20 protein-coding genes, 1 tRNA gene and 1 riboswitch are annotated in these 20,624 nt (G+C 44.8%); of the genes, 14 read left to right on the forward strand and 7 right to left on the reverse strand.

Features of this window, described 5'->3' with window-relative positions; genetic code table 11:
* The 3 genes from DMB44_RS02190 to DMB44_RS02200 all read left to right on the forward strand — a co-directional run bounded on the left by DMB44_RS02190 (position 1) and on the right by DMB44_RS02200 (position 696).
* Positions 1-399, forward strand: coding sequence for a 30S ribosomal protein S9 (locus DMB44_RS02190; protein ID WP_110640407.1), 399 nt, complete (start codon positions 1-3; stop codon positions 397-399).
* Positions 400-404: 5 nt separating this feature from the next.
* Complete coding sequence (locus DMB44_RS02195) at positions 405-623, forward strand: DNA-directed RNA polymerase subunit N (protein ID WP_110640647.1); 219 nt, start codon at positions 405-407, stop codon at positions 621-623.
* Positions 624-696: transfer RNA gene (locus tag DMB44_RS02200), tRNA-Pro, on the forward strand.
* A gap of 491 nt (positions 697-1,187) precedes the next feature.
* On the opposite strand, the gene DMB44_RS02205 is transcribed toward DMB44_RS02200, so the two are convergent.
* Positions 1,188-1,673, reverse strand: coding sequence for a GNAT family N-acetyltransferase (locus tag DMB44_RS02205; protein WP_110640408.1), 486 nt, complete (start codon positions 1,671-1,673; stop codon positions 1,188-1,190).
* Between the two features lie 135 nt (positions 1,674-1,808).
* Between DMB44_RS02205 and DMB44_RS02210 the strand changes: the two genes are divergently transcribed.
* The 4 genes from DMB44_RS02210 to DMB44_RS02220 all read left to right on the forward strand — a co-directional run bounded on the left by DMB44_RS02210 (position 1,809) and on the right by DMB44_RS02220 (position 5,843).
* The gene (locus DMB44_RS02210) at positions 1,809-2,789 is read left to right on the forward strand and encodes a polyprenyl synthetase family protein (protein ID WP_110640409.1); all 981 of its coding nucleotides are present in this window, start codon (positions 1,809-1,811) and stop codon (positions 2,787-2,789) included.
* Positions 2,790-2,900: 111 nt separating this feature from the next.
* Positions 2,901-4,064 carry an ArsA family ATPase gene (locus tag DMB44_RS02215; protein ID WP_110640410.1) on the forward strand — a complete coding sequence of 388 codons (1,164 nt, stop codon included), beginning with the start codon at positions 2,901-2,903 and terminating at the stop codon, positions 4,062-4,064.
* 4 nt (positions 4,065-4,068) lie between these two features.
* Positions 4,069-4,245, forward strand: coding sequence for a hypothetical protein (locus DMB44_RS09465; RefSeq protein WP_201796917.1), 177 nt, complete (start codon positions 4,069-4,071; stop codon positions 4,243-4,245).
* A gap of 59 nt (positions 4,246-4,304) precedes the next feature.
* The gene (locus tag DMB44_RS02220; protein WP_110640411.1) at positions 4,305-5,843 is read left to right on the forward strand and encodes an aldehyde dehydrogenase family protein; all 1,539 of its coding nucleotides are present in this window, start codon (positions 4,305-4,307) and stop codon (positions 5,841-5,843) included.
* 140 nt (positions 5,844-5,983) lie between these two features.
* Here DMB44_RS02220 and DMB44_RS02225 read toward each other — a convergent pair whose 3' ends face one another.
* A complete protein-coding gene (locus DMB44_RS02225) occupies positions 5,984-6,757 on the reverse strand; it encodes an enoyl-CoA hydratase-related protein (protein ID WP_110640412.1) in 774 nt (257 codons plus the stop codon).
* A 126-nt stretch (positions 6,758-6,883) separates the two neighbouring features.
* Here DMB44_RS02225 and DMB44_RS02230 point away from each other — a divergent pair, with 126 nt between their 5' ends.
* Positions 6,884-7,642, forward strand: coding sequence for an SDR family oxidoreductase (locus tag DMB44_RS02230; protein WP_110640413.1), 759 nt, complete (start codon positions 6,884-6,886; stop codon positions 7,640-7,642).
* An 86-nt stretch (positions 7,643-7,728) separates the two neighbouring features.
* Here the strand turns inward: DMB44_RS02230 and DMB44_RS02235 are convergent, their stop codons facing one another.
* From DMB44_RS02235 to moaA, 3 genes are all read right to left on the reverse strand, one after another.
* The gene (locus DMB44_RS02235) at positions 7,729-9,183 is read right to left on the reverse strand and encodes a 4-hydroxyphenylacetate 3-hydroxylase N-terminal domain-containing protein (protein ID WP_110640649.1); all 1,455 of its coding nucleotides are present in this window, start codon (positions 9,181-9,183) and stop codon (positions 7,729-7,731) included.
* A gap of 151 nt (positions 9,184-9,334) precedes the next feature.
* On the reverse strand, positions 9,335-10,558 hold the full coding sequence (locus tag DMB44_RS02240; protein ID WP_110640414.1) for an MFS transporter: 1,224 nt from the start codon (positions 10,556-10,558) through the stop codon (positions 9,335-9,337).
* Positions 10,547-10,652: riboswitch (TPP riboswitch) on the reverse strand. Its footprint overlaps the gene before it by 12 nt.
* A gap of 106 nt (positions 10,653-10,758) precedes the next feature.
* The gene (moaA, locus tag DMB44_RS02245; RefSeq protein ID WP_110640415.1) at positions 10,759-11,733 is read right to left on the reverse strand and encodes a GTP 3',8-cyclase MoaA; all 975 of its coding nucleotides are present in this window, start codon (positions 11,731-11,733) and stop codon (positions 10,759-10,761) included.
* Between the two features lie 589 nt (positions 11,734-12,322).
* Between moaA and tuf the strand changes: the two genes are divergently transcribed.
* From tuf to DMB44_RS02260, 3 genes are read left to right on the forward strand one after another with little or no spacing between them, the layout of a single operon-like run.
* On the forward strand, positions 12,323-13,597 hold the full coding sequence (tuf, locus tag DMB44_RS02250) for a translation elongation factor EF-1 subunit alpha (RefSeq protein WP_110640651.1): 1,275 nt from the start codon (positions 12,323-12,325) through the stop codon (positions 13,595-13,597).
* Between the two features lie 4 nt (positions 13,598-13,601).
* Positions 13,602-13,916 carry a 30S ribosomal protein S10 gene (gene rpsJ, locus DMB44_RS02255; RefSeq protein ID WP_010900872.1) on the forward strand — a complete coding sequence of 105 codons (315 nt, stop codon included), beginning with the start codon at positions 13,602-13,604 and terminating at the stop codon, positions 13,914-13,916.
* A gap of 39 nt (positions 13,917-13,955) precedes the next feature.
* A complete protein-coding gene (locus DMB44_RS02260; protein ID WP_110640416.1) occupies positions 13,956-16,154 on the forward strand; it encodes an elongation factor EF-2 in 2,199 nt (732 codons plus the stop codon).
* On the opposite strand, the gene DMB44_RS02265 is transcribed toward DMB44_RS02260, so the two are convergent.
* Complete coding sequence (locus DMB44_RS02265; RefSeq protein WP_110640417.1) at positions 16,155-16,931, reverse strand: ABC transporter substrate-binding protein; 777 nt, start codon at positions 16,929-16,931, stop codon at positions 16,155-16,157.
* Between the two features lie 147 nt (positions 16,932-17,078).
* On the opposite strand from DMB44_RS02265, the gene DMB44_RS02270 reads away from it, so the two are divergent.
* From DMB44_RS02270 to DMB44_RS02280, 3 genes are read left to right on the forward strand one after another with little or no spacing between them, the layout of a single operon-like run.
* Positions 17,079-17,477, forward strand: coding sequence for a hypothetical protein (locus DMB44_RS02270; protein ID WP_110640418.1), 399 nt, complete (start codon positions 17,079-17,081; stop codon positions 17,475-17,477).
* The gene (locus tag DMB44_RS02275; RefSeq protein WP_153280110.1) at positions 17,452-17,691 is read left to right on the forward strand and encodes a hypothetical protein; all 240 of its coding nucleotides are present in this window, start codon (positions 17,452-17,454) and stop codon (positions 17,689-17,691) included. Before DMB44_RS02270 ends, DMB44_RS02275 begins: the two co-directional genes overlap by 26 nt.
* Positions 17,688-19,541 carry a type B DNA-directed DNA polymerase gene (locus DMB44_RS02280; RefSeq protein WP_110640420.1) on the forward strand — a complete coding sequence of 618 codons (1,854 nt, stop codon included), beginning with the start codon at positions 17,688-17,690 and terminating at the stop codon, positions 19,539-19,541. The genes DMB44_RS02275 and DMB44_RS02280 overlap by 4 nt, the downstream gene beginning before the upstream one ends.
* Here the strand turns inward: DMB44_RS02280 and DMB44_RS02285 are convergent.
* A complete protein-coding gene (locus DMB44_RS02285; RefSeq protein ID WP_237265242.1) occupies positions 19,507-20,607 on the reverse strand; it encodes a Cdc6/Cdc18 family protein in 1,101 nt (366 codons plus the stop codon). The genes DMB44_RS02280 and DMB44_RS02285 overlap by 35 nt on opposite strands.
* Between the last annotated feature and the right edge of the window lie 17 nt (positions 20,608-20,624).

Consider the following 20,624-nt stretch of genomic DNA (forward strand, 5'->3'; position numbering starts at 1 on the left):
ATGGATTATATCATTACAACTGGAAAAAGAAAGACAGCCGTTGCTAGAGCTGTCGCAAAAAAGGGAAAGGGTATTGTCACTATAAATGGCTATCCTGTTGAATTATACCCAGTAAGGGTTCTTCGCAATAAGATAATGGAGCCTCTGATCCTTGCTGAAGACAAGGCCAAGGACTTGGACATCGCAGTTAAGGTAAGAGGTGGCGGTGTAACTGGTCAGGCAGATGCATCTCGTACTGCAATAGCCAGGGCCATCGTGAAATATCTCAACGACACAGATCTGGAGAACCTTTTCAGGCAGTATGATCGTACACTCATAGTCAACGACGTACGTATAAAGCTGCCCAAGAAGGCTGGCGGTCGTGGCGCCAGAGCAAAGAAACAGAAATCTTACAGGTGATATGGATGATAATACCTGTGAGATGCTTCAGCTGTGGTAGGGTTATCGCCTCGGATTATGGCCGTTACATTAAACGCGTGAATGAGATCAGATCCGAGGGCAGAGAGCCAAGTCCTGAGGAGATCGAAAAGATCTTCGATGATCTCGGAATAGAGCGATATTGCTGCAGAAGGATGATCGTTTCGCACGTTGATCTGATAAACGAGATAATGCCCTTTTCTTGAGGGGCCGTGGGGTAGCTTGGTATCCTGCCAGCTTGGGGTGCTGGTGACTTGAGTTCAATTCTCAACGGCCCCATCCCTTAATTTATATATCTAATTTTAATTTCAGCGAAGTTCGATCTTCTATGAATTAGTATATTCCTTTATTTTAGGGATGATATACAAGGACTCCTATCAAGGTGGACTTATTATATATTTTATATTCATTGCTTAGTTTAATATCATATTTTTCAGCAACGATTCAGGCTTACGATGTACCTTTCATAGCTGAAGTCCTGGATTTGATGTTTTTCGCTTCATTTTAAAATGCTGTTCCCTAAATCTGAGGGTTTCTTTCGAATTGTTCATTCTTGAAGTCTATATTTGTTCCAATTTTGGCAGGATCTCTCCAGAAATTATAAACGCTCTCTATGCAAGCATGGGAATCCGCCTGCAAGTTAGATATGCATCTGACAGCAATAATCGGGATAGACCACGACTAATCTTAGCTGATATGCCTATGGCTAGATATCGGATCCTTCCTGAACATGTATTTTCAATCAGAAATAATAGAAGTTTTTTCAGTGGTCAAGATTTGTACCTTTTTTCCATTACGAAATCGTCCCCATCAATATCCTTAACTTCGAATCCATTCTTTTTATAAAACAGTACGCCAATACTGTTTTGTTGGTGAACGTATAATCTCCATTCTACAATACCTTTCGTATTCATAATTTTCTCAGCCTCAGACAACAATAATTTTCCTATTCCTCTGCGTGTGTATTCTGGCTTTAGGTATAGGCGGAGTAATTCAGCTTTATCAGCAATGATCTTTAATTCTATGAATCCAGTCAGTGTTGAATTTACAAGAGCGCCAAGGAAAATTGTATCAAAGTTTGATAGAGACCTTATTATCTCATTTAAAATTTTTTCCTTAGAATACTTCTCACTTATCCAGCGCTCGATGAATTCGTTACTGTAAATGTCTCTGTATGTCCATCTCCATGATTCTCTGGCAATTTCAATCAGGGCATCTACATCTTCAGCTGCCAATCTTTTGACCGTGATCTGCATTCATGTCCCTTTCCATCCAAGCGGGTTTCCTATCAATCTTTTCGTTGACCGTGATAGGCCCGTAAGCCGACGACTTAGGTCATATTTCAGAAACGGTTATACCTTTTAATATAATAAAGGGATAGAACTGAGTTCATGAAGAGCTTCTTGGATTGGGAATTGGAGCTTCACAGTAAGGTGGAGGAGGTTAACGAGAAACTCCTTGATACGGTTAGAAGTGAGGAGCCTGATTTAGACAGAATGGCTAGATATACCATTGAGGCGGGTGGAAAACGTTTTCGGCCATTGCTTACAATACTTGCCTACGAATCCAGCACCGATGAGCCTTATTTTAAGATTCTGGATCTGGCAGCGGGATATGAACTCATCCATACTGCCAGCTTGATACATGATGATATAATAGATAATTCGCCCATGAGAAGGGGAAGACCAACGTTGAGTTATAAGGAAGGAATAAACAACGCAATAGTGGTAGCCGATTATCTCTTTGCCAAGGCCTATGAACTCGGTTCCAGATACGGTCCAGTTGTATCTAAGGTTATGGCAGATGCATCCAGCAGGCTGGCCGAGGGTCAGATTCTGGAGGCATTCAACCTTGGAAATCTCAATATTAAAGAGGAGACCTATTACAAGATAATAGAGAATAAGACAGCTCACTTTTTTGAAGCCTGCGCCAAGGGAGCTACGATAGCTGCAAATGCCGATCTAAACACAAGAAATATGCTTTCTGGCTTTGCATTCAATCTCGGCATGGCATTCCAGGTAACAGACGACATTCTGGATATAACCGGAGATGATAAGTATACAGGGAAACCAACATTCGTAGATATAAAGCATGATGCACTCACGCTTCCTATAATCTATGCGTTGCATAATTCTGAACAGGCAGACAGGGAGAAGATCATAGGAATGATCAATGGCAGCATAGAGATAGATAAGGATCTGCTCAAGAAAATATTTCTGAGAAGCGGATCACTGGATTATTCATTTGGCATAGCTAAGCGCTTCATAACAACCGCAATGGAATATCTGAAAGGTGTGACAAGATCGCCGGACATAGATCTGTTGATGGAACTTGCCCTGATGGTCATAGATAGAATAGAGATCTACAGATGACGGAAAAATTTGGATCATATTCAATAAGGCATGATTGCCCATGCGAAATTTCGGGTGTTATCCCCTCTTCAGAAATGGTTTGGATATATGTATGAAAAATGAGGTAGTGATATGAGACCAAGAATACTGTTATATACAGGAAAAGGTGGAGTTGGAAAGACATCCATAGCAGCAGCAACTGGCGCATTGCTGTCCTCAAAGGGACACAAGACGCTGATAATTTCGACAGATCCTGCTCACAGCCTTGGTGACGCGTTCGGTATGGAGATAGGTCACAGTGTGAAGCAGCTTGGAGAAAATCTGTATGGCCAGGAAGTGAGTGTTGTCCAGTCCATAAACGAACACTGGGGTGAGCTGAAGGATTATCTGAGATCGCTGTTCCTCTCGCAGGGTCTGGATCCGGTTTCGGCAGATGAGATAGCCACGCTTCCGGGTTTTGAAGAGGCCTCTGAGCTTTTGTATCTGAGAAACTATTATTACGATGAGGAATACGATACGATAATAATGGACAGCGCGCCCACAGGTGCTGCCCTGCAGTTGTTATCATTCCCTGAGGTGATGACATGGTACATGGACAAGCTTTTCCCCATAAGCAGAAAAACTGCGAGGGTAGCACGTCCTTTATTGAAGCCTTTTGTCGATATACCGCTGCCTGAGGATGCGGTCTTTGAAAACATAGATCTGCTCTACAGGCAGCTCACAGACATAAGGAAAATACTGACGAACAACGATGTTACGTCCATTCGCCTTGTGACTAATCCGGATAACATGTCGTACAGTGAAACAAAGCGTGCCTATACCTATCTTCTGCTATATGGATACCCAGTTGACGCGGTGATAATCAACAAGATACTCAGCGATGAGACCGGAGATTTCTTCGAAAAGATGAGAGGAAGTCAGAAGGATATAATAACTGAGATGGAAAATTCGTTTGTGGACATCAAAATATTCAAGGCTAGGTTGTTGCAGGAGGAACCTATAGGGATAAAGAAGCTGGTTGAGCTTGGACAGCTCATATATGGAGACGAGGATCCATATAAGGTTTTCTACAAGGGCATGCCTATAAAATACACAAAGAATGGGGACAGATACCTGCTCAAGATAAAGATGCCATTTGCTGAAAAGGAGAAACTCAACTTGTTCAACCACGGAGGGGAGCTAACAATAGAGATAGCTAACTGGAAGAGAGTGTTCTATCTCCCAGAATCCATATCCGATAAGAGGCCTGTATCAGCGGAATATTCAAATGGATATTTGAATGTAATACTTGAGTGATCAGATGGACATAGAGATAACTATAAAGGTATCGAAAAAAACCTACGAAAGGCTGGAACGCCTGTTTTACCTTGCGTTGCTCCCCAAAAATTTCCAGGAATTTCAGAAGGAGATCAGGAAGGAAAATGTTCCAAAGCGCGAAAGCGAAAAGGACAGATTCAGAAAGATTGAGATAAAATAGCCAGTATTCAGTTGTGAATAACGCTGAAAATTAATATACATTTTTTCACTACTATCGATATGAAGGCGCTCATAGAGGAAGATCTGTTTTCAAAGATAGGGATCAGTGAGGTAAATTCTGGAGTATATGATGGGGCCTGGGCGAATCCATCAGGCAAGATGCTGACAGTGCGGAGCCCGATTGACGGAAGCGAAATTGCCAAGATATCTCTGGCCACAAGGCAGGATTATGACAGAATGGTCTCAAAGGCCATAGAGGAATTCAAGAAATGGAGAATGATACCGGCGCCAAAGCGGGGATTAATAATAAGAGAGATAGGCGAGGAGCTAAGAAAGGAAAAGAAGAACCTTGGAAAGATCGTGACGATAGAGGCCGGCAAAACGCCATCCGAGGGAGAAGGAGAGATACAGGAGATGATAGATATATCGGATCTTGCGCTGGGTCTCTCAAGGCAGCTCTACGGTCTCACCATTGCCAGTGAACGTCCCTATCACAGGATGTATGAGCAGTGGGTACCGCTTGGTCCTGTTGCAGTCATAACTTCATTCAATTTCCCAGCATCGGTATGGTCATGGAATGCATTCATTGCAGCAGTCGATGGAGATGTTGTGATATGGAAGCCGTCCTCTAAGGCGGCGCTCACAGCTGTAGCCGTCATGAAGGTTATCGAAAGGGTTCTGAAGAGGAACAATGCGCCCAACATATTCTTCCTGCTTGTAAGCTCGGGTTCCGAGGGTGGAGACTGGATTACAAACGATCCAAGAATACCTCTTGTTTCATTCACAGGATCTGTGCCGGTTGGAAAGAAGATCTCAGAAAACGTTGCAAAGAGACTTGGAAAGAGCATACTTGAGCTGGGAGGAAACAATGGTGCAATAGTTTCAGATAAGGCGGATATAGATCTGGCGCTTAGAGGCGTGGTTTTCGGTGCACTGGCCACTGCCGGGCAGCGCTGCACCACCACCAGGCGCGTAATTGTGCATGAGAAGATATACGACGAATTCCTGGAGAAACTAAAGAACGCATATTCAACCATAAAGGTCGGGGATCCCAGAGATAAGGGTGTGCTGGTTGGTCCACTCATAGATGAGGATGCGGTGCGCGATTACGAAAATGCAATAGATGCAGCTATAAAGCAGGGTGGGAAGCTCGTATATGGTGGTAAAAGGATCAATCTGAAAGGCTACGAGGGCGGCCATTACGTCATGCCAACAATAATAGAGGCAAAACCCGATATGCCAATCGTCAAGGAGGAGACGTTTGCACCAATTCTCTACGTGATGAAGTACCGCACCATAGAGGAAGCTCTTGAGATTCACAACTCGGTTCCGCAGGGTCTGTCGTCATCCATATTCACGACTGATCTACGGGAGGAAGAGGCCTTCCTGTCTCCATATGGATCGGATTGCGGGCTTGCGAACGTCAACACAAGCACCGCTGGTGCTGAAATAGGCGGTGCCTTTGGAGGGGAGAAAGATACTGGAGGGGGAAGGGAGAGCGGAAGCGATGCCTGGAAGTACTATATGAGGAGGCAGACCGTTACAAAGAACTGGGGCCAAACGCTTCCTCTGGCGCAGGATGTGGTTTTCGAGTTCTAAGACCACCGCATCTATCCTTCCATTGGCGTGCGAACATCGCATGCCACTCATTTTATTGTTTTATGAAGCGATCCACATAATAGAGCCGTTTAAAATTTTTCATAGATCATGCAGGCTTTACCCTGCTGATATGAAATGCGTCATTTTCCCATGAACACCGGTCTCCTTTTATCTCTGAACGCCGCAACGCCCTCTACGAAGTCATGCGTTGAGGCAAGCTTTGACTGTTCCTCCGCCTCGAGCTCCAGGAATTCTTCGAAGTCAAAGTAAAGCGATCTGTTTATGAGGATCTTCCCGGTCGAATAGGCAGCAAAAGGACCATGGGATATGATATTCGCCGTATTCCTTGCCTCAGATAATGGATCCTCTGCCAACTCCAGCAATCCGGCTTTTTCAGCACACTCCGCCGAAAATTCGCCTCCTAGGAGCAGATGTCTGCTGAAGCGGCCTCCCGAGCGTCTTGTGATTATATAACTCAATCCAGTATCTGGAGCAAGTCCAATACCCTGAAAAGCGAGGATGAACCGGCTTCTTGGCGATGCATATACAAGATCGCATATGAACGCCAGACTTATGCCAGCACCGGCAGTAATACCATCGATTGCACTTATGAATATCTTTCTGCTGTTTCTGATCTTTCTGGCTATAATGTGGAAAGAATCCTTTAGATCGGATCTCAGAATTTTCTGCGTTATCTCATCTGGAGCATCGTTCAGATCTGCACCGGCCGAAAATGAATTGCCGGAACCTGTTATTATCACGACCCTCACGGATTCATCTTGATCTGCGCAGTCGATAGCGTTTATCAGTTCTGATCTTGTTTCGGCGTTTAGTGCGTTCATTCTTTCTGGTCTATTTATGGATATAATAGTTACAGAATTATCTCGTTCTGTGTTGATGTATCGATATTGCATGCATTAATGATAGCACACTTCATATTAAAATATAGAAGAACCTAAGGATATGAATTCTTCACTGGAGAATTTGTATCATTAAACGAACATGAAAAAATTAACTATAATTGGTATGATGCGCTATTCATGGATTTGAAGGGGAAAGTGGCCGTTGTAACTGGTTCAGGAAGGGGCATAGGGAGAGAGATTGCAGTATATCTGGCTAGGCATGGGGCAACAGTTGTAGTAAACGTGAAGAAGAGAATTGAGGAAGGCAACGAAACGCTTGCAGAGGTGAAGAAATACAGCGATGGTATGATGGTTCAGGCCGATGTATCGAGCCGGTCTGGAGCAAAGTTGCTTGCGGATCAAACCCGCAGGCAATACGGAAGATGCGACATACTGATCAATAATGCTGGGTTGGGCATAGGTATGCCATTTCTGGAATGCGATGACAGGCTCATAGAAAAGATGATCTCTTCAAATTACCTCTCTGCAGTCTACTGCACTCAGGAGTTCTCGGAGATAATGCCAGAAGGCAGCTCGATAATAATGATGGCATCGTTTGCAGGCATTAGACCAATGATGTATCTGTCGCTGTACGGAAGCCTTAAGGCAGCCATAATGAAGCTCACAGAGTATCTTGCCCTTGAGTTGAGGTCAAGACGTATAAGGGTCAATGCACTGGCCCCGTCGATCGTAAAGACAAAGATGGGCGAGAGCCTCTTAGATTATCTGCACATGACAGAGGAAGAATACGCATCAAAGCACACGCTAACTAGCAGCATAATATATCCTGAGGAGATCGCAGGTGCAATAGGTTTTCTTTTGGAATCTCCAAATATAACTGGCCAGACTCTGGTCATTGACTCCGGTCAGTCGCTGATGGGAGATCTATTCATGTAGAATTTTTATAAATATGTGAAATGAAATAGGTGATGTGAGGACGTCAACTAGCATCCGGCTGGAATGTACATTTCTAAGAACGCCGATCACTTATCCAGCCTTTCCTTCACTCCGGATGCATAGAGCGCCAGATCCTTGCTTCCGTCGTAGATGTAGGATCTGTAAAGTTCGAGGATGCTGGCCTCTATTGATCCTTCAGCATGGATCATGGCTGTGGAGAAGAGCGCTCCGAAGGATGAGATGATCTCCTTTGTCAGAGAGATGATCCTCGATCTCGTGACGGAATCCGTTCCCTTTTTGCCCGTCATGTATTTGCTGAGATATTTCATCTCATCAGGATTCTCAAAGTCTTTCGAGGATGGAAGCGTGGCAGCCAGGCCACCGGCTACGTCCACAAGATGCTTTATGACATCCATATAATTCTCGTTTGCCACAAGTTTCCCAACATTCGTGATCACCTTATCGGGTATCTGGATTCCAGTTGCAGGATCTGCCTTTGATTCATATGCAGCCAGATAACCTGTACTTCTAAGCAGCTCTTTATACTTTATAATTTCAACAACATCCCTCCTGATATGTGATTTGTCGTCCACACCATTGAATTCAGCCAGCAATTTTCCAAGCCCAACTAGCAGGTCAGCCATCCCCGTTCTGTATGCTATGGCGGTGAATCTATGAAATGTAGGAAACATCACAGCCACGAAGCCCGCATACTGCCATTCCCCTGCCAGAAATACACGATCCCATGGTACAAAGACGTCGTCAAAGATCGTGATGGATTCGGTCTCAACATTCTCCCTTCCCATAATGAACCATGGATCATCGTTGGCGGACTCAACAGCTTTCTCAGGTTTTGATATCATTTTGAGTCCTTTAGCATTTGCTGGTACTGCAAAAGCCACAGCATAGTCCGCATCATCCTTGGTCATTGCCCTGGTCGGGATAACTATGATCTCATTGGCCACAGGCCCCTGCGTTGTGTGTGCCTTTGCACCTCTAACAACTATGCCATCATTGCTGCGCTTCACAATATGCACATACATATCGGGATCCGACTGTTCGCTTGGTCTTAATGAGCGATCCCCTTTCATATCTGTCTGGGCCACGGCGAGTGCCAGATCATTTTCCGCTACATATCTGTAAAATTTTTCAATCCGATTGAAATAGGTTGTTCCTAGCCGGGAATCGATCTCCTTTGCCGCTATCAAAAGCGCGAAAATTGCGTCTGATCCTATTGCCTGAATTATATTGAATGTACCTCTGCCCATCCTTGTAGTTTTGTATATCAGATTGAATCTATCAAGCAGATCCTCAGTTTTCCTCGGAATCTTATAGAAACTGCTTATCTCTCCATACTCCCGATCCTGATACACCAGCATATCCCTATATTTCTCATCTTGCTGCCATTTGTAGATAAGTGAGGCGTGCTTTACAGCCGTTCCCAGTTGAGGATGATCTGCAACATTCTTAACGTTCATTCCCTTATAGTAGACAACCCTCCCATCATCGAGGCTTTTAAGATAACGATCGACGTCGTATATAGACATAATGTATCATATTATCATGTTAGGATAAGGCTTAAACCTTATTGTCCGCATTACCTGAAGAAATATATTGTATCTTTATGCTTCCATAATTTCACCAAGACATAACTTATTCGCTTTGCTATGGCTATGATATGGACATCGTCGCTCATGATATGCTTCTGTTCAGCGTTTCATATCCTTTGGAATACCATACGATGGACCCGATAAGCCCAACAGACCATGCGGCGGTCGCAAAGATCATGTAGTTGTAAACTGATATACCGGAAAGTGCGAATATGGAGATTATGTAGAGAGAGTAAGCCACACCCCTAACGGTTGCTATACCAAGACCGCGGTATCTCGTAACAAAGAGTTCAGTTTGCAGGATCTCCCTGACCGCCCAACCAAGTTCTCCGAAGAATGCGTTCACCACAAGGAGGATCACAAAGATATCAAACGGTAGCCTGAAGTAAATGTAAAGCAGGAATATCGACATGGAAACCGTCCCCCCGGCATATGCCATGACGGAGAGTAACCTTCTGCCTACCCTGTCGACAAAAGCAAGGATGGCATAGCCGAAAACGGCCTCACCAAGTCCGTATATGAAAGGTATGATGGATGTGTATTTTGGATATTCATATGGACCAAGAATATCAGCCACAAGTGCGAATGTCAGTACTATTGTTATGGCGAAAAGCATTAGAACCATGATGGGGACGGGTGAACCAAACCTCTGATCTGTGAGCTCGGGATAATGCGAGGAGACAAAGGACCATCTCAGGCTTTCTGGCAGTTTCAGACGAGTCACTATAGCTATGATCACGCCTGATAAACTCATCGCCAGAAAGATCATCTTCTCTGTGAATATACTGTAGCCAGCTACAATAAATACGGCAGAAATAGCTGCAACTCCTGCATTCGCGCTGTTGGAAACCAGGACAAGAACCTTACCCCTGTATCTGATGGGGAATTGTTCTGCTAAGAATGCAAGAGATACTGTTTCTTCACCGCCAAACCCGAATTCTGCTATGAATATGGATGCCAGTATTCCGATGAAATTTGTAGATAATATGATACCTATTATTCCGGCGATTCCTGAGGATATGGTGGTGATGAATAGTTTCTTTCTGCCGATCTTGTCAGAGAGGTATCCAAGTATGAGATTCCCAGCAAGTAGTCCGACTGGCGACGACACCAATACATAGATATCATTGGATGGGCTTATGAATGGCCATTGAGTGACTAGTGGGGCCGTGACCAAAAGTAAACCCCAGACGAAGAAACCGGATATCATTGTCAGGGCCATTATAGTATGCGTTCTGTTCCATCGTGCACTGTCCAAGAAATTCCTAACATCATTATAGGTTGAAAATTCTACATCATTTTCCATAGTTTTCCCTCCGCCGGTATTACCCGGATCAGGTTCAAGGGGTCGATCCTTCCGGATCCTCTCAGCCCCTCACGGAGCTCCCCCATTCTTATGCTTGATTTTAATGCGATATTATAATGTTATTTTGCTTTTGCTATGTCTGTGAAATAGTTCAGGCTTCAGGCAATTTCAATGAGGATGAAGTATATGATAAGGAAGACTTATTTCAGATCTAGTATTTCGCCGTTGTCGCTCTCCTCAATCGGTTGCTCATCCCCAGGTTTCCAGTATGGCTCACGAAGTGCTACGGCCTTTCTGAAGAGGTCCTTAAGGACGTTTTCTTCAGTTATGCCCTTGAATGGAATGTTCGTATCGGATCTCATAAGGCATGTTTTGAATTCGCCGCGAGAAGTGATCCTGAGCCGGGTGCAGTGAGCGCAGAAATCAGGATTACGCTGAGGTTTTACGAATTCAACCTTCACTAGCCCCGCATCGCTTCTGATCAGATACCTAGGTCTGTTGTGCAGATCGTTGTATTCCACGCCTATTGATCTTTTTCTTATTTCCTCTTCTATTGGGTTGAGGCTAACGTGATATTTTCTGTATTCTTCGGAAGATTCGCCCTCTCTATCCGTCTCATACTCTATGAGTTGCAGTATCGCGTTGTTTTCCGCAGCGATTTCCAGCATTCTTGGTATATCCTTCACATTGAGATCCTTTAGAACCACAAAATTGATCTTCACAGGAGTAAGTTTTGCATCGTTGGCTGACCTCACAGCTTCGATAACGCGCTTCAGCATCCATGTTCCGGTTATGAAATGAAATCTCTCATCATCCGGCGAGTGCAATGATATATTGACCCTATCGAGGCCAGCCGCCTTGAGATCCTTGGCAATCTTTGGAAGCATTGTGCCGTTGGTTGTCATAGATATATTCCCATTAATGTGCCTTCTGATCCTCTCTATTATCTCAACAATATCTGGCCTGAGAGTTGGTTCTCCGCCAGTTATCTTGATCTTGTTCACTCCAAAATCATGCGATATCTTCACTATTCTTTCGATCTCGTCCGGTGTAAGTTCCTCGCCGTTGATATCAGTACCCTCCATATGACAGAAGAAACATTTGAAATTGCACGTAGTGTTAAGCTGGATTCTGAGACTTAACACCGGCCTTCCGTATCTGTCAAATAATGGCATTTGAAATATAGAGTGATTTATCGTTAATAACCTTATCCTGAATCGAAGACGACAAATTTGAATCTTGTACCTGAAGTTCACATAACTTGAAATTCGGTACTGTTATAAACAAAATTGGAAGTTCGAGGGAAACGGCAAAAACTCTTACCTTTAAGGAAAAATATACTAATTGGTCTCAATGGATGGATTTATAGATTCTCTCTGCAATTCTCTTTTTTACTCCAAGAAAAACAGGTGGTATAATTCGTGAACAATATCGGTGCGATCCGAATTTACATCTGCAGATATCGTGATGTATGGACTATACAGGATATACCAACACAGGCAGATATATCCTTATTGAAAGGAAGTACGAAGATTCAGATGAGGAGTAGATCACCCGGTGAAGAGCCATGGCTTAGATTTCCAAGCATCTTCTTTCGTAACATTGCCATCTAATGATCGTCAATTCGATTCCAAAGGCGAATTTGTACCGTTGTCTACGGTTATAGAGGTAAGCCCACGAAAAAGCTAAATAAGGATCAATATATTAGGGTTCAAACTGCGAGATATTGGTAATTCTCGAGTATTGATAAAAAAGGTGAAAATAATGGCAAGTCAGAAACCACACCTAAATCTGATAACGATAGGTCATGTAGATCATGGAAAATCTACATTGGTAGGACGGCTACTATACGAGCACGGCGAGATTCCAGCACATATTATAGAAGAGTATAGAAAGGAAGCCGAGCAGAAGGGTAAGGCAACCTTTGAGTTTGCCTGGGTCATGGACAGATTCAAGGAAGAGAGGGAGAGAGGAGTTACTATCGATCTTGCACACAGGAAGTTCGAGACAGACAAGTACTACTTTACTCTGATCGATGCTCCTGGACACAGAGACTTCGTCAAAAACATGATCACAGGTACAAGTCAGGCAGATGCTGCAATTCTCGTCATATCAGCCAGAGAAGGAGAAGGTGTGATGGAGCAGACCAGGGAACACGCATTCCTGGCAAGGACACTTGGTGTTCCGCAGATGGTTGTGGCCATAAACAAGATGGATGCCACAAGCCCACCGTACAGCGAGAAGAGATACAATGAGGTAAAGGCCGATGCTGAAAAATTGCTCAGATCCATAGGCTTCAAGGATATATCGTTCGTGCCCATAAGCGGCTACAAGGGCGATAATGTTACAAAGCCGAGCCCGAACATGCCATGGTATAAGGGCCCAACACTTCTTCAGGCACTCGACGCTTTCAAGGTACCTGAAAAACCGATAAATAAGCCTCTCAGGATTCCAGTTGAGGATGTGTATTCAATTACCGGTATAGGTACAGTGCCTGTCGGTAGAGTGGAAACCGGCGTTTTGAAGCCTGGCGACAAGGTCATATTCCTGCCTGCAGATAAGCAGGGAGATGTCAAATCCATAGAAATGCATCATGAGCCCCTGCAGCAGGCTGAGCCAGGAGATAATATAGGTTTCAACGTTAGAGGTATCGCGAAGAACGATATCAAGAGGGGAGACGTATGCGGGCACCTAGACTCACCGCCAACGGTTGTTAAGGCATTCACGGCTCAGATAATAGTGCTGAACCATCCAAGTGTCATAGCTCCAGGTTACAAGCCTGTCTTCCACGTTCACACAGCACAGGTTGCCTGCAGGATAGATGAGATTGTTAAAACTCTGAATCCTAAGGATGGTACAACCCTAAAGGAGAAGCCAGACTTCATCAAGAATGGAGATGTAGCCATAGTGAAGGTAATACCGGACAAGCCACTCGTCATTGAAAAAGTTTCAGAAATACCCCAGCTTGGCAGGTTTGCCGTACGTGACATGGGACAAACCGTGGCAGCTGGTCAGTGCATAGATCTGGAAAAGAGGTAATTCTATGGTCTCCTATAAGGCAAGGATCTCACTGAGTGGCACTGAACATAGGGTGGTTGACAGAGTATGCAATGAGATCAAGGAGATAGCAAGCAGGACCGGCGTGGAGATACACGGCCCAATGCCACTGCCAACCAAGAGGCTCGTAGTTCCCGTCAGGAAGAGCCCTGACGGTGAAGGTACGAACACATGGGATCACTGGGAGATGAGAATTCATAAGAGGCTGATAGATGTTGACGCTGACGAGAGGACACTCCGTCAGCTTATGAGGATCCCAATTCCTGATGGAGTACAGATTGAGATTCAGATCAAAAGTTGATTTTTTAATTTTTAATAAATTAAATTCGGGTGTTTATTTATGGGAAGAAAGGAAGACAATATAGAGAAGGCTCTTAAAATTGTAGAGCATACGGAACTTGTAAGAAATATAGGTATAGTTGCCCATATCGATCATGGTAAGACCACGCTCAGCGATAACCTTATCGCCGGTGCTGGAATGATGAGTGAGGAGCTGGCCGGAAAACAGCTGGTTCTAGATTATGATGAGCAGGAACAGGCAAGAGGCATAACGATAAATGCTGCAGTAGCCTCCATGGTTCACTCCTTCCAGGGTAAGGAATATCTGATCAATCTTATTGATACGCCCGGTCATGTGGACTTCGGAGGGGACGTTACAAGAGCCATGAGGGCTGTGGATGGCGTCATTGTAGTTGTGGACTCAGTTGAGGGTGTAATGCCACAGACTGAGACCGTTATAAGGCAAGCCCTCAGAGAGCATGTTAAGCCGGTTCTCTTCATAAACAAGATAGACAGGCTGATAAACGAACTGAGACTGAACAGCGATGAGATGCAGAAGCGTTTCACAAAGATAATAACTGATGTAAACAGGCTAATTACGAAATACGCGCCTCCTGAATTCACGAAGGACTGGCAGGTATCCGTGCAGGATGGGCGTGTCGCTTTCGGTTCAGCTTACAACAACTGGGCCATATCAATACCTTCTATGGCTGAAACTAAGATAACGTTCAAGGACATCGTTGAATATGTAAAGAATGGAAAGCAGAAGGAACTTGCGCAGAAGAACCAGCTGCATAAGATAATACTGAACATGGTCATAAGGCATCTGCCCGATCCAAAGACCGCTCAATCCTATAGGATAAAGCAGATTTGGAAGGGTGACCTCGATTCTGAGGTCGGAAAGGCCATGATTAACTGCGATTTCAAGGGTCCAGTGGCCATGATGGTGACGAAGATCATCATAGATCCACATGCCGGAGAAATAGCAATAGGAAGATTGTTCAGCGGCACCGTTAGGAAAGGTACCGATCTATACATATCTGGAGCTGGGAAAGGTAAGGTGCAGACTCTGGCAATGATGGTTGGTCCAGACAGGATACCTGTGGATGAAGTAACGGCAGGAAACATAGCGGCTATAGTGGGCCTTAAAGGAGCGATCGCAGGAGCCACAGTCTCATCTCTTGAAAACATGGTTCCATTCGAGCCTATGATACATTACTCTGAGCCCGTGGTTACGCTTGCCATAGAGGCAAAGCATACTGCAGATCTGCCGAGACTTATAGAGGTTCTGAGAGATATATCAAAGGCAGATCCGTCCATACAGGTTGATATAAATCAGGAGACGGGTGAGCACCTGATATCTGGCATGGGTGAGCTCCATCTTGATGTGACGCTTTACAGGATAAAGAATGACTACAAGGTCGAGGTCGAAACCTCCGATCCGATAGTGGTTTACAGAGAAACCGTGGAGAAGAAGGGCGGCCCATTTGAAGGAAAGTCTCCAAATAAGCATAACCGTTTCTACTTTGAAGTGGAACCGCTGAAACCAGAAGTGATACAGGCAATTGAAGATGGTGATATACCGCAGGGATCGAAGTTCAAGGATAAGAAATCCCTGATCGAGTTGCTGGTCAGCAAGGGTATTGACAGGGAGGAGGCCAGAGGACTGGTCTGCGTAGAGGGCACCAACATCATGTTCGACGTGACGAGAGGTATTCAGTACCTGGATGAAACCATGGAACTGCTGATCGAAGCATTCGTTGAGGTCATGAATAGGGGTCCACTGGCCAATGAGAAGGTCTTCGGAGTCAAGGCAAGGCTCGTCGACGCCAAGCTGCACGAGGACAGTATTCATAGAGGCCCAGCTCAGGTCATTCCTGCGGGAAGAAATGCGATATACGGTGCGATGTGCGAGGCAAAGCGCGTGCTTCTTGAGCCTGTTCAGAGAGTATTCATAAATGTACCGCAGGAGGAGATGGGCGCAGCTATAAATGAGATACAGCAGAGGCGCGGTATAATCGAGGACATGAAGCAGGAAGGCGAGGAAATATCGCTCACTGCAAAGGTTCCAGTCGCCGGCATGTTCGGATTCGCATCCGCCATAAGGGGTGCAACCGGAGGAAAGGTTCTCTGGAGCTTCGAGAACGCCGGTTACCAGAAAGTGCCGCCTGAGTTGCAGGATTCCATAGTGAGATCCATCAGGGAAAGGAAGGGCCTTAGGCCAGAACCATACGATGCGGATTATTACGCATCTATGTGATCATTTTTTATTTTTCACAAAATTTTCTTTTATTTTGTTTATCCAGGGAAGCACATCCGTTATGAACGAAGGGCCATGATGCGCGAAGAAATCGTATTTTGAAGGTGTCACATAAACATTTCCATTTCTATACGCCTTCATCTCAGTCCAGCCTCTCTCCTTCATAATGCCCTCTACAGATAGGCTTCGGAACATCTTTGGCTCGAATATTATCACATCAGGATCGGCCTTACGCACAAAATTGAAATCAGGCTCGAGCCATTCTTTTCTCTGATCAGCATATATGGATGGCATGCCCATGAAGGTCAGGGCATCAGTTATATAGCTGTATGCCCCGAAGGAAACAGGCCCACCCAGATCTAGTTCTATATAACTGGTCATATCGCCTTCCACTGGAACCGGTATGCTTCTCAGCAGCCTGTGGTAAAGATCCCTTGCCTCCTTGATCGAATCAACCTCAAAGCCCACGCGCATGACAAGATCAGCTATTCCGGCTACCGTAGAGGGAAGCTCAAATTCCACAACATTATAACTCTGCGAGAGTTTTTCGTAAAGTGCATGCGGATACCCGGATATGATGAATATCACATCTGGATCGATCTGTGATAGCAGATCCATGCTCACGGTTCCGTAGCTGCCGACCTTCCTCTTGTTTCTGGCATCCTCAGGATGGACGCAGAACGCAGAGGTACCAACTATGTTATCGCTTTCTCCTATCATGTAAAGTATCTCGGTGACTGCCGGGCTCAAAGATACTATCTTACTGTATTTCCCCACATGGTGTTATATTGAATCATCTAATGTGCCTTTCTGTGATAAATGCTGTATAACTTATCAAATGAAACGTGGAAGGCTTTATCCAGGGCATTTTTTCATTTTGTATCTCTTCAGCAACGGTTTTTTCCATGCACGGATCTTAAATCTATGGCAGGAAATCTACTGATAATTGACAATCTTGATACTGATTATCCCCTCGTCAGGGAAAGTTTGAGAGAATACGAGGAATATTCACTGCTCATAACCGACGGTATAATAATGGATTTCTCTGAACTGCCTGATGGTGCAAAGATACAGCGCATATTGACTGTATATCAGCTCATCAGATCCATCGTTGACGGCCCTAACACTCCATATATAATACTGGCCAGATCTGATATAGTGAATTCCTGGCCATATCAGGATCTGGACAATCTCTACGATTCCATGAGGATGAAGACGTTCTATTCAGGCTGTGATATAATCTTTATGGTCGTTGGCGGGCGCCTGATCTTCAGGAATATGCTGCATGGTGAGGTTTATGGGGAGGAGTACGCCCAGTACTAGACAGGCGATTGACAGCCTTATATCAAGAATGGAGGAGATGAAGAAGGTGATGCGTGCTGGCGATGGAGAAATTCTTGAAGAGCTGATCAGGTCTGGAAAGATGCATGCTGCAGAGATCTCCTATGCAGGCATTGATGTGGACTTTGGGCTTCTGTTATACATGCTTATAGAGGTGGTCAAACGTACATCGATGCCAGGGGATCGGATCAGGTGACAGTTTATGAATACTCTGGCGGCAAGGTAAAGAAAAGGTTCTTCAGGAATACATCATGGATATTTGTTACTGGCGATAAATATGATATGGACGCTCTTTATGCCCAGCTTGACTCGACTAATTTGAGGTATGAATACAGCACAATGCCGGATATCTATGGCTACAGGGATGGTATAAAAATATGGATAAGACCATCACGCGCCAGGAGATTAGGCGATATAATCTTTTCAGCCATAGGCTATGGAAGAAAATACAGGGTATACAACGCAGATATAGATCCGGTGCTGCGCTTCATGGCTTCAAATGGGCTGTCCTTTTTTGAGATGCAGACTCCATACGATATGGATCCCGATTTGGATGTGGCGCTTGTAGAATGCAGAAAGGGCGTATGCAACGTTGATGGAGAGCTGGTGAGTGAAAGCAAGTTTTATGATCGCATGATGGATGCCCAGGTCATAATATATGATGATCCAACTCTATTCTACAGAAAACTGGACGCAGTCGGAATACGTGCAAGGTTTTATCCAGGGAGGTCTTTCATTTCATACGGGCAGATATCATACAGAGATTCGTATCTTGACATCCCGGGTAAGATAGCAATAAATTCCAGATCCTTTTTCTATGCGGAAAGCGGCCTCAGTGGTATATACGAGGTATCCAGGGTCTCCTTCTTACCGCCGCTTTATGTATCAATAGTGACGCCTGGAACGGCCGTCTCATCCATGGAACTTGCAGAGGCGGTTAGAAAGGGGATGCTTGTTCCATTCAAGAAGGATGATCATGAGAATCCAAAGACCAAATACGAGATCATGGACAAGGACCGCGGTGGACTGATATTTCAGCCTTTGCCTGGAGTTTATACTGATGTGTACGAGATCGATTTTTCATCCATGTACCCAAGCATAATAGTGAAGTACGGCCTCACCCCTGGCAGGATAGGGTTTTTACCGGAGGCCCTGGAGGGGCTCCTCAACAGAAGGCTTCTTTACAAGGCCATAGATGGAGATAACGACGTTTACCATAGCAGAAATGTTGCACTGAAGTGGCTTCTTCTCACGTCATTTGGATACACTGGATATAAGAATGCAAAATTCGGAAAGATCGAGGTTCACGAGAAGATTACTGAAATAGGAAGAAAGACCCTGGCAGAGGCCATAGAGGTGGCGCATGAGAACAATTTTGAGATGATACATGGGATAGTGGACTCGCTGTGGATAAGTGGATCGGGTGAAATAGACATGGTTTTAGCAGAGATAAAACGCCGCACCAGAATAGATATAGTGCTGAGTGGTCATTACTGGTGGATCGCATTTCTGCCCGAAAGAGATGGAACCGGATCGCCATCAAGATACTTTGGTCTCGATCGGTCCGGTAAGTACAAGATACGCGGCTTGATGATCAGGCGTTCGGATGTACCGGAGATATGCAAGGTATTCCAGATGGATGCGCTTAAAATCCTCTCCGAATGCCACGATCTGAACTGCATCCAGGAAAAACGATCGGAGGTAATGGATCTTGAGCAGCGTTACGTCAAGAATCTTAGGCATTATCCGCGTTCTTATTTCATCCTTTCCAGGAAGGTTACTAGGAGACCGGAGGAATACCACGTGAAGAACCTCACCAGATCCGCACTGGAGATCTACGACAGAAGTGCACAGATCATGCCGGGGCAGATCATAAATTACTATGTTGTTGATGAAGGGAAGAGGATCGTAGACTTTGACGGAGAAGACCGGATAGACTACAAATATTATTCAAGGTATCTTGAAAGATCTTTTGAGGAGATAAACTTCCTCTTCGATCAGGATAAAAGGATCAGGCGTTTAGAAGATTTTCAATTCTCTCAGTGAGTATGCTTACGGGTACGTCGTATATGCTTATCATCTTCTTTACACCTTCACCGCGCCCCTGTCCTTCCAGTGTCGCACTTATCATACCGTTGTTCTCCAGTTTCCTGATCCTGTCATAGAGATTGATGTCTCTCTTCCCATACTGTTCAGAGATCATGCTCAGATTCTGCGATACGCAATCTAGATCGGTGAATTTTGAAGAGGAAAGGCACCTGCATACGGCGAGCAGGACCAGTAGATCTTCGTAATCCATGGATGCAAGCTTGCTTTCGGTTACGAATGGACTTATCATGGATCTTGCGGCCCTGACATCATCAAAGCTGATCTTTGCAGATCTCCTGTATTCGGCTATGTGCGCGGCCTTGGCCAGTATGTCTATGCCAACACGTGCGCTGCCGTACTCCGCCGAAACCTCAGCTATGTAATCCAGCACATCGTCATCGTATCCTCCATCCACCAGAGACTGCAAAGCACGATTCACCACGATCTGATATATCTCATTCTTTGTGTATCTGCGAAACTTCATCTCCCCAAACATTCCGTAAGATTTCCTGATCTTTGAATCGAAAAGTATGGCAGGATCTTCCATCACCACGAATATCGTAGATATGTTCACATCGAAGGAGTCCTTGGATCTGAAAAGATAGTAGAGTCCATCATAATCACCCTTCAGTATGTTGGAGGCCTCATCTATGACAAGAATAACGTTCTTTCCCTGATCCTTCAAAAGGCTCTCGATCCTTGTGAACAGGCTGGCATATGAAGATCTCTCCGGTACTATGATCCCGAATCTTGAAAGAAAATCAATGAGGACATTCTTCACATATCTGTAGGCGATTGCGTTGACATAGACAACATGAGGATCCTTAACCTCCCTTGCAAGATACCTCATTGTCACAGTTTTGCCCGTTCCAGAATCCCCATAAAGTATCAGATTGGTGGTTATGCCATTCTTAGTCGGTTTTATAACCGTTTCCATTATTCTGGTGAGTTCGGCATCCCTAGCTATGAGCCGCTCTGGTATGAACGATGATTCCAGTATGGATGGATTTATTAGGATGACCACGTGCCAAAATCAGGATA

This window comes from Thermoplasma sp. Kam2015 (assembly GCF_003205235.1).
In the GTDB taxonomy this organism is placed as follows: domain Archaea; phylum Thermoplasmatota; class Thermoplasmata; order Thermoplasmatales; family Thermoplasmataceae; genus Thermoplasma.

Coding starts and splice junctions, on each gene's coding strand:
- DMB44_RS02190 (WP_110640407.1), top strand. CDS start 1: ATGGATTATATCATTACAACTGGAAAAAGAAAGACAGCCGTTGCTAGA.
- DMB44_RS02195 (WP_110640647.1), top strand. CDS start 405: ATGATAATACCTGTGAGATGCTTCAGCTGTGGTAGGGTTATCGCCTCG.
- DMB44_RS02205 (WP_110640408.1), bottom strand. CDS start 1,673: ATGCAGATCACGGTCAAAAGATTGGCAGCTGAAGATGTAGATGCCCTG.
- DMB44_RS02210 (WP_110640409.1), top strand. CDS start 1,809: ATGAAGAGCTTCTTGGATTGGGAATTGGAGCTTCACAGTAAGGTGGAG.
- DMB44_RS02215 (WP_110640410.1), top strand. CDS start 2,901: ATGAGACCAAGAATACTGTTATATACAGGAAAAGGTGGAGTTGGAAAG.
- DMB44_RS09465 (WP_201796917.1), top strand. CDS start 4,069: ATGGACATAGAGATAACTATAAAGGTATCGAAAAAAACCTACGAAAGG.
- DMB44_RS02220 (WP_110640411.1), top strand. CDS start 4,305: ATGAAGGCGCTCATAGAGGAAGATCTGTTTTCAAAGATAGGGATCAGT.
- DMB44_RS02225 (WP_110640412.1), bottom strand. CDS start 6,757: ATGCAATATCGATACATCAACACAGAACGAGATAATTCTGTAACTATT.
- DMB44_RS02230 (WP_110640413.1), top strand. CDS start 6,884: ATGGATTTGAAGGGGAAAGTGGCCGTTGTAACTGGTTCAGGAAGGGGC.
- DMB44_RS02240 (WP_110640414.1), bottom strand. CDS start 10,558: ATGGAAAATGATGTAGAATTTTCAACCTATAATGATGTTAGGAATTTC.
- moaA (WP_110640415.1), bottom strand. CDS start 11,733: ATGCCATTATTTGACAGATACGGAAGGCCGGTGTTAAGTCTCAGAATC.
- tuf (WP_110640651.1), top strand. CDS start 12,323: ATGGCAAGTCAGAAACCACACCTAAATCTGATAACGATAGGTCATGTA.
- rpsJ (WP_010900872.1), top strand. CDS start 13,602: ATGGTCTCCTATAAGGCAAGGATCTCACTGAGTGGCACTGAACATAGG.
- DMB44_RS02260 (WP_110640416.1), top strand. CDS start 13,956: ATGGGAAGAAAGGAAGACAATATAGAGAAGGCTCTTAAAATTGTAGAG.
- DMB44_RS02270 (WP_110640418.1), top strand. CDS start 17,079: ATGGCAGGAAATCTACTGATAATTGACAATCTTGATACTGATTATCCC.
- DMB44_RS02275 (WP_153280110.1), top strand. CDS start 17,452: ATGGGGAGGAGTACGCCCAGTACTAGACAGGCGATTGACAGCCTTATA.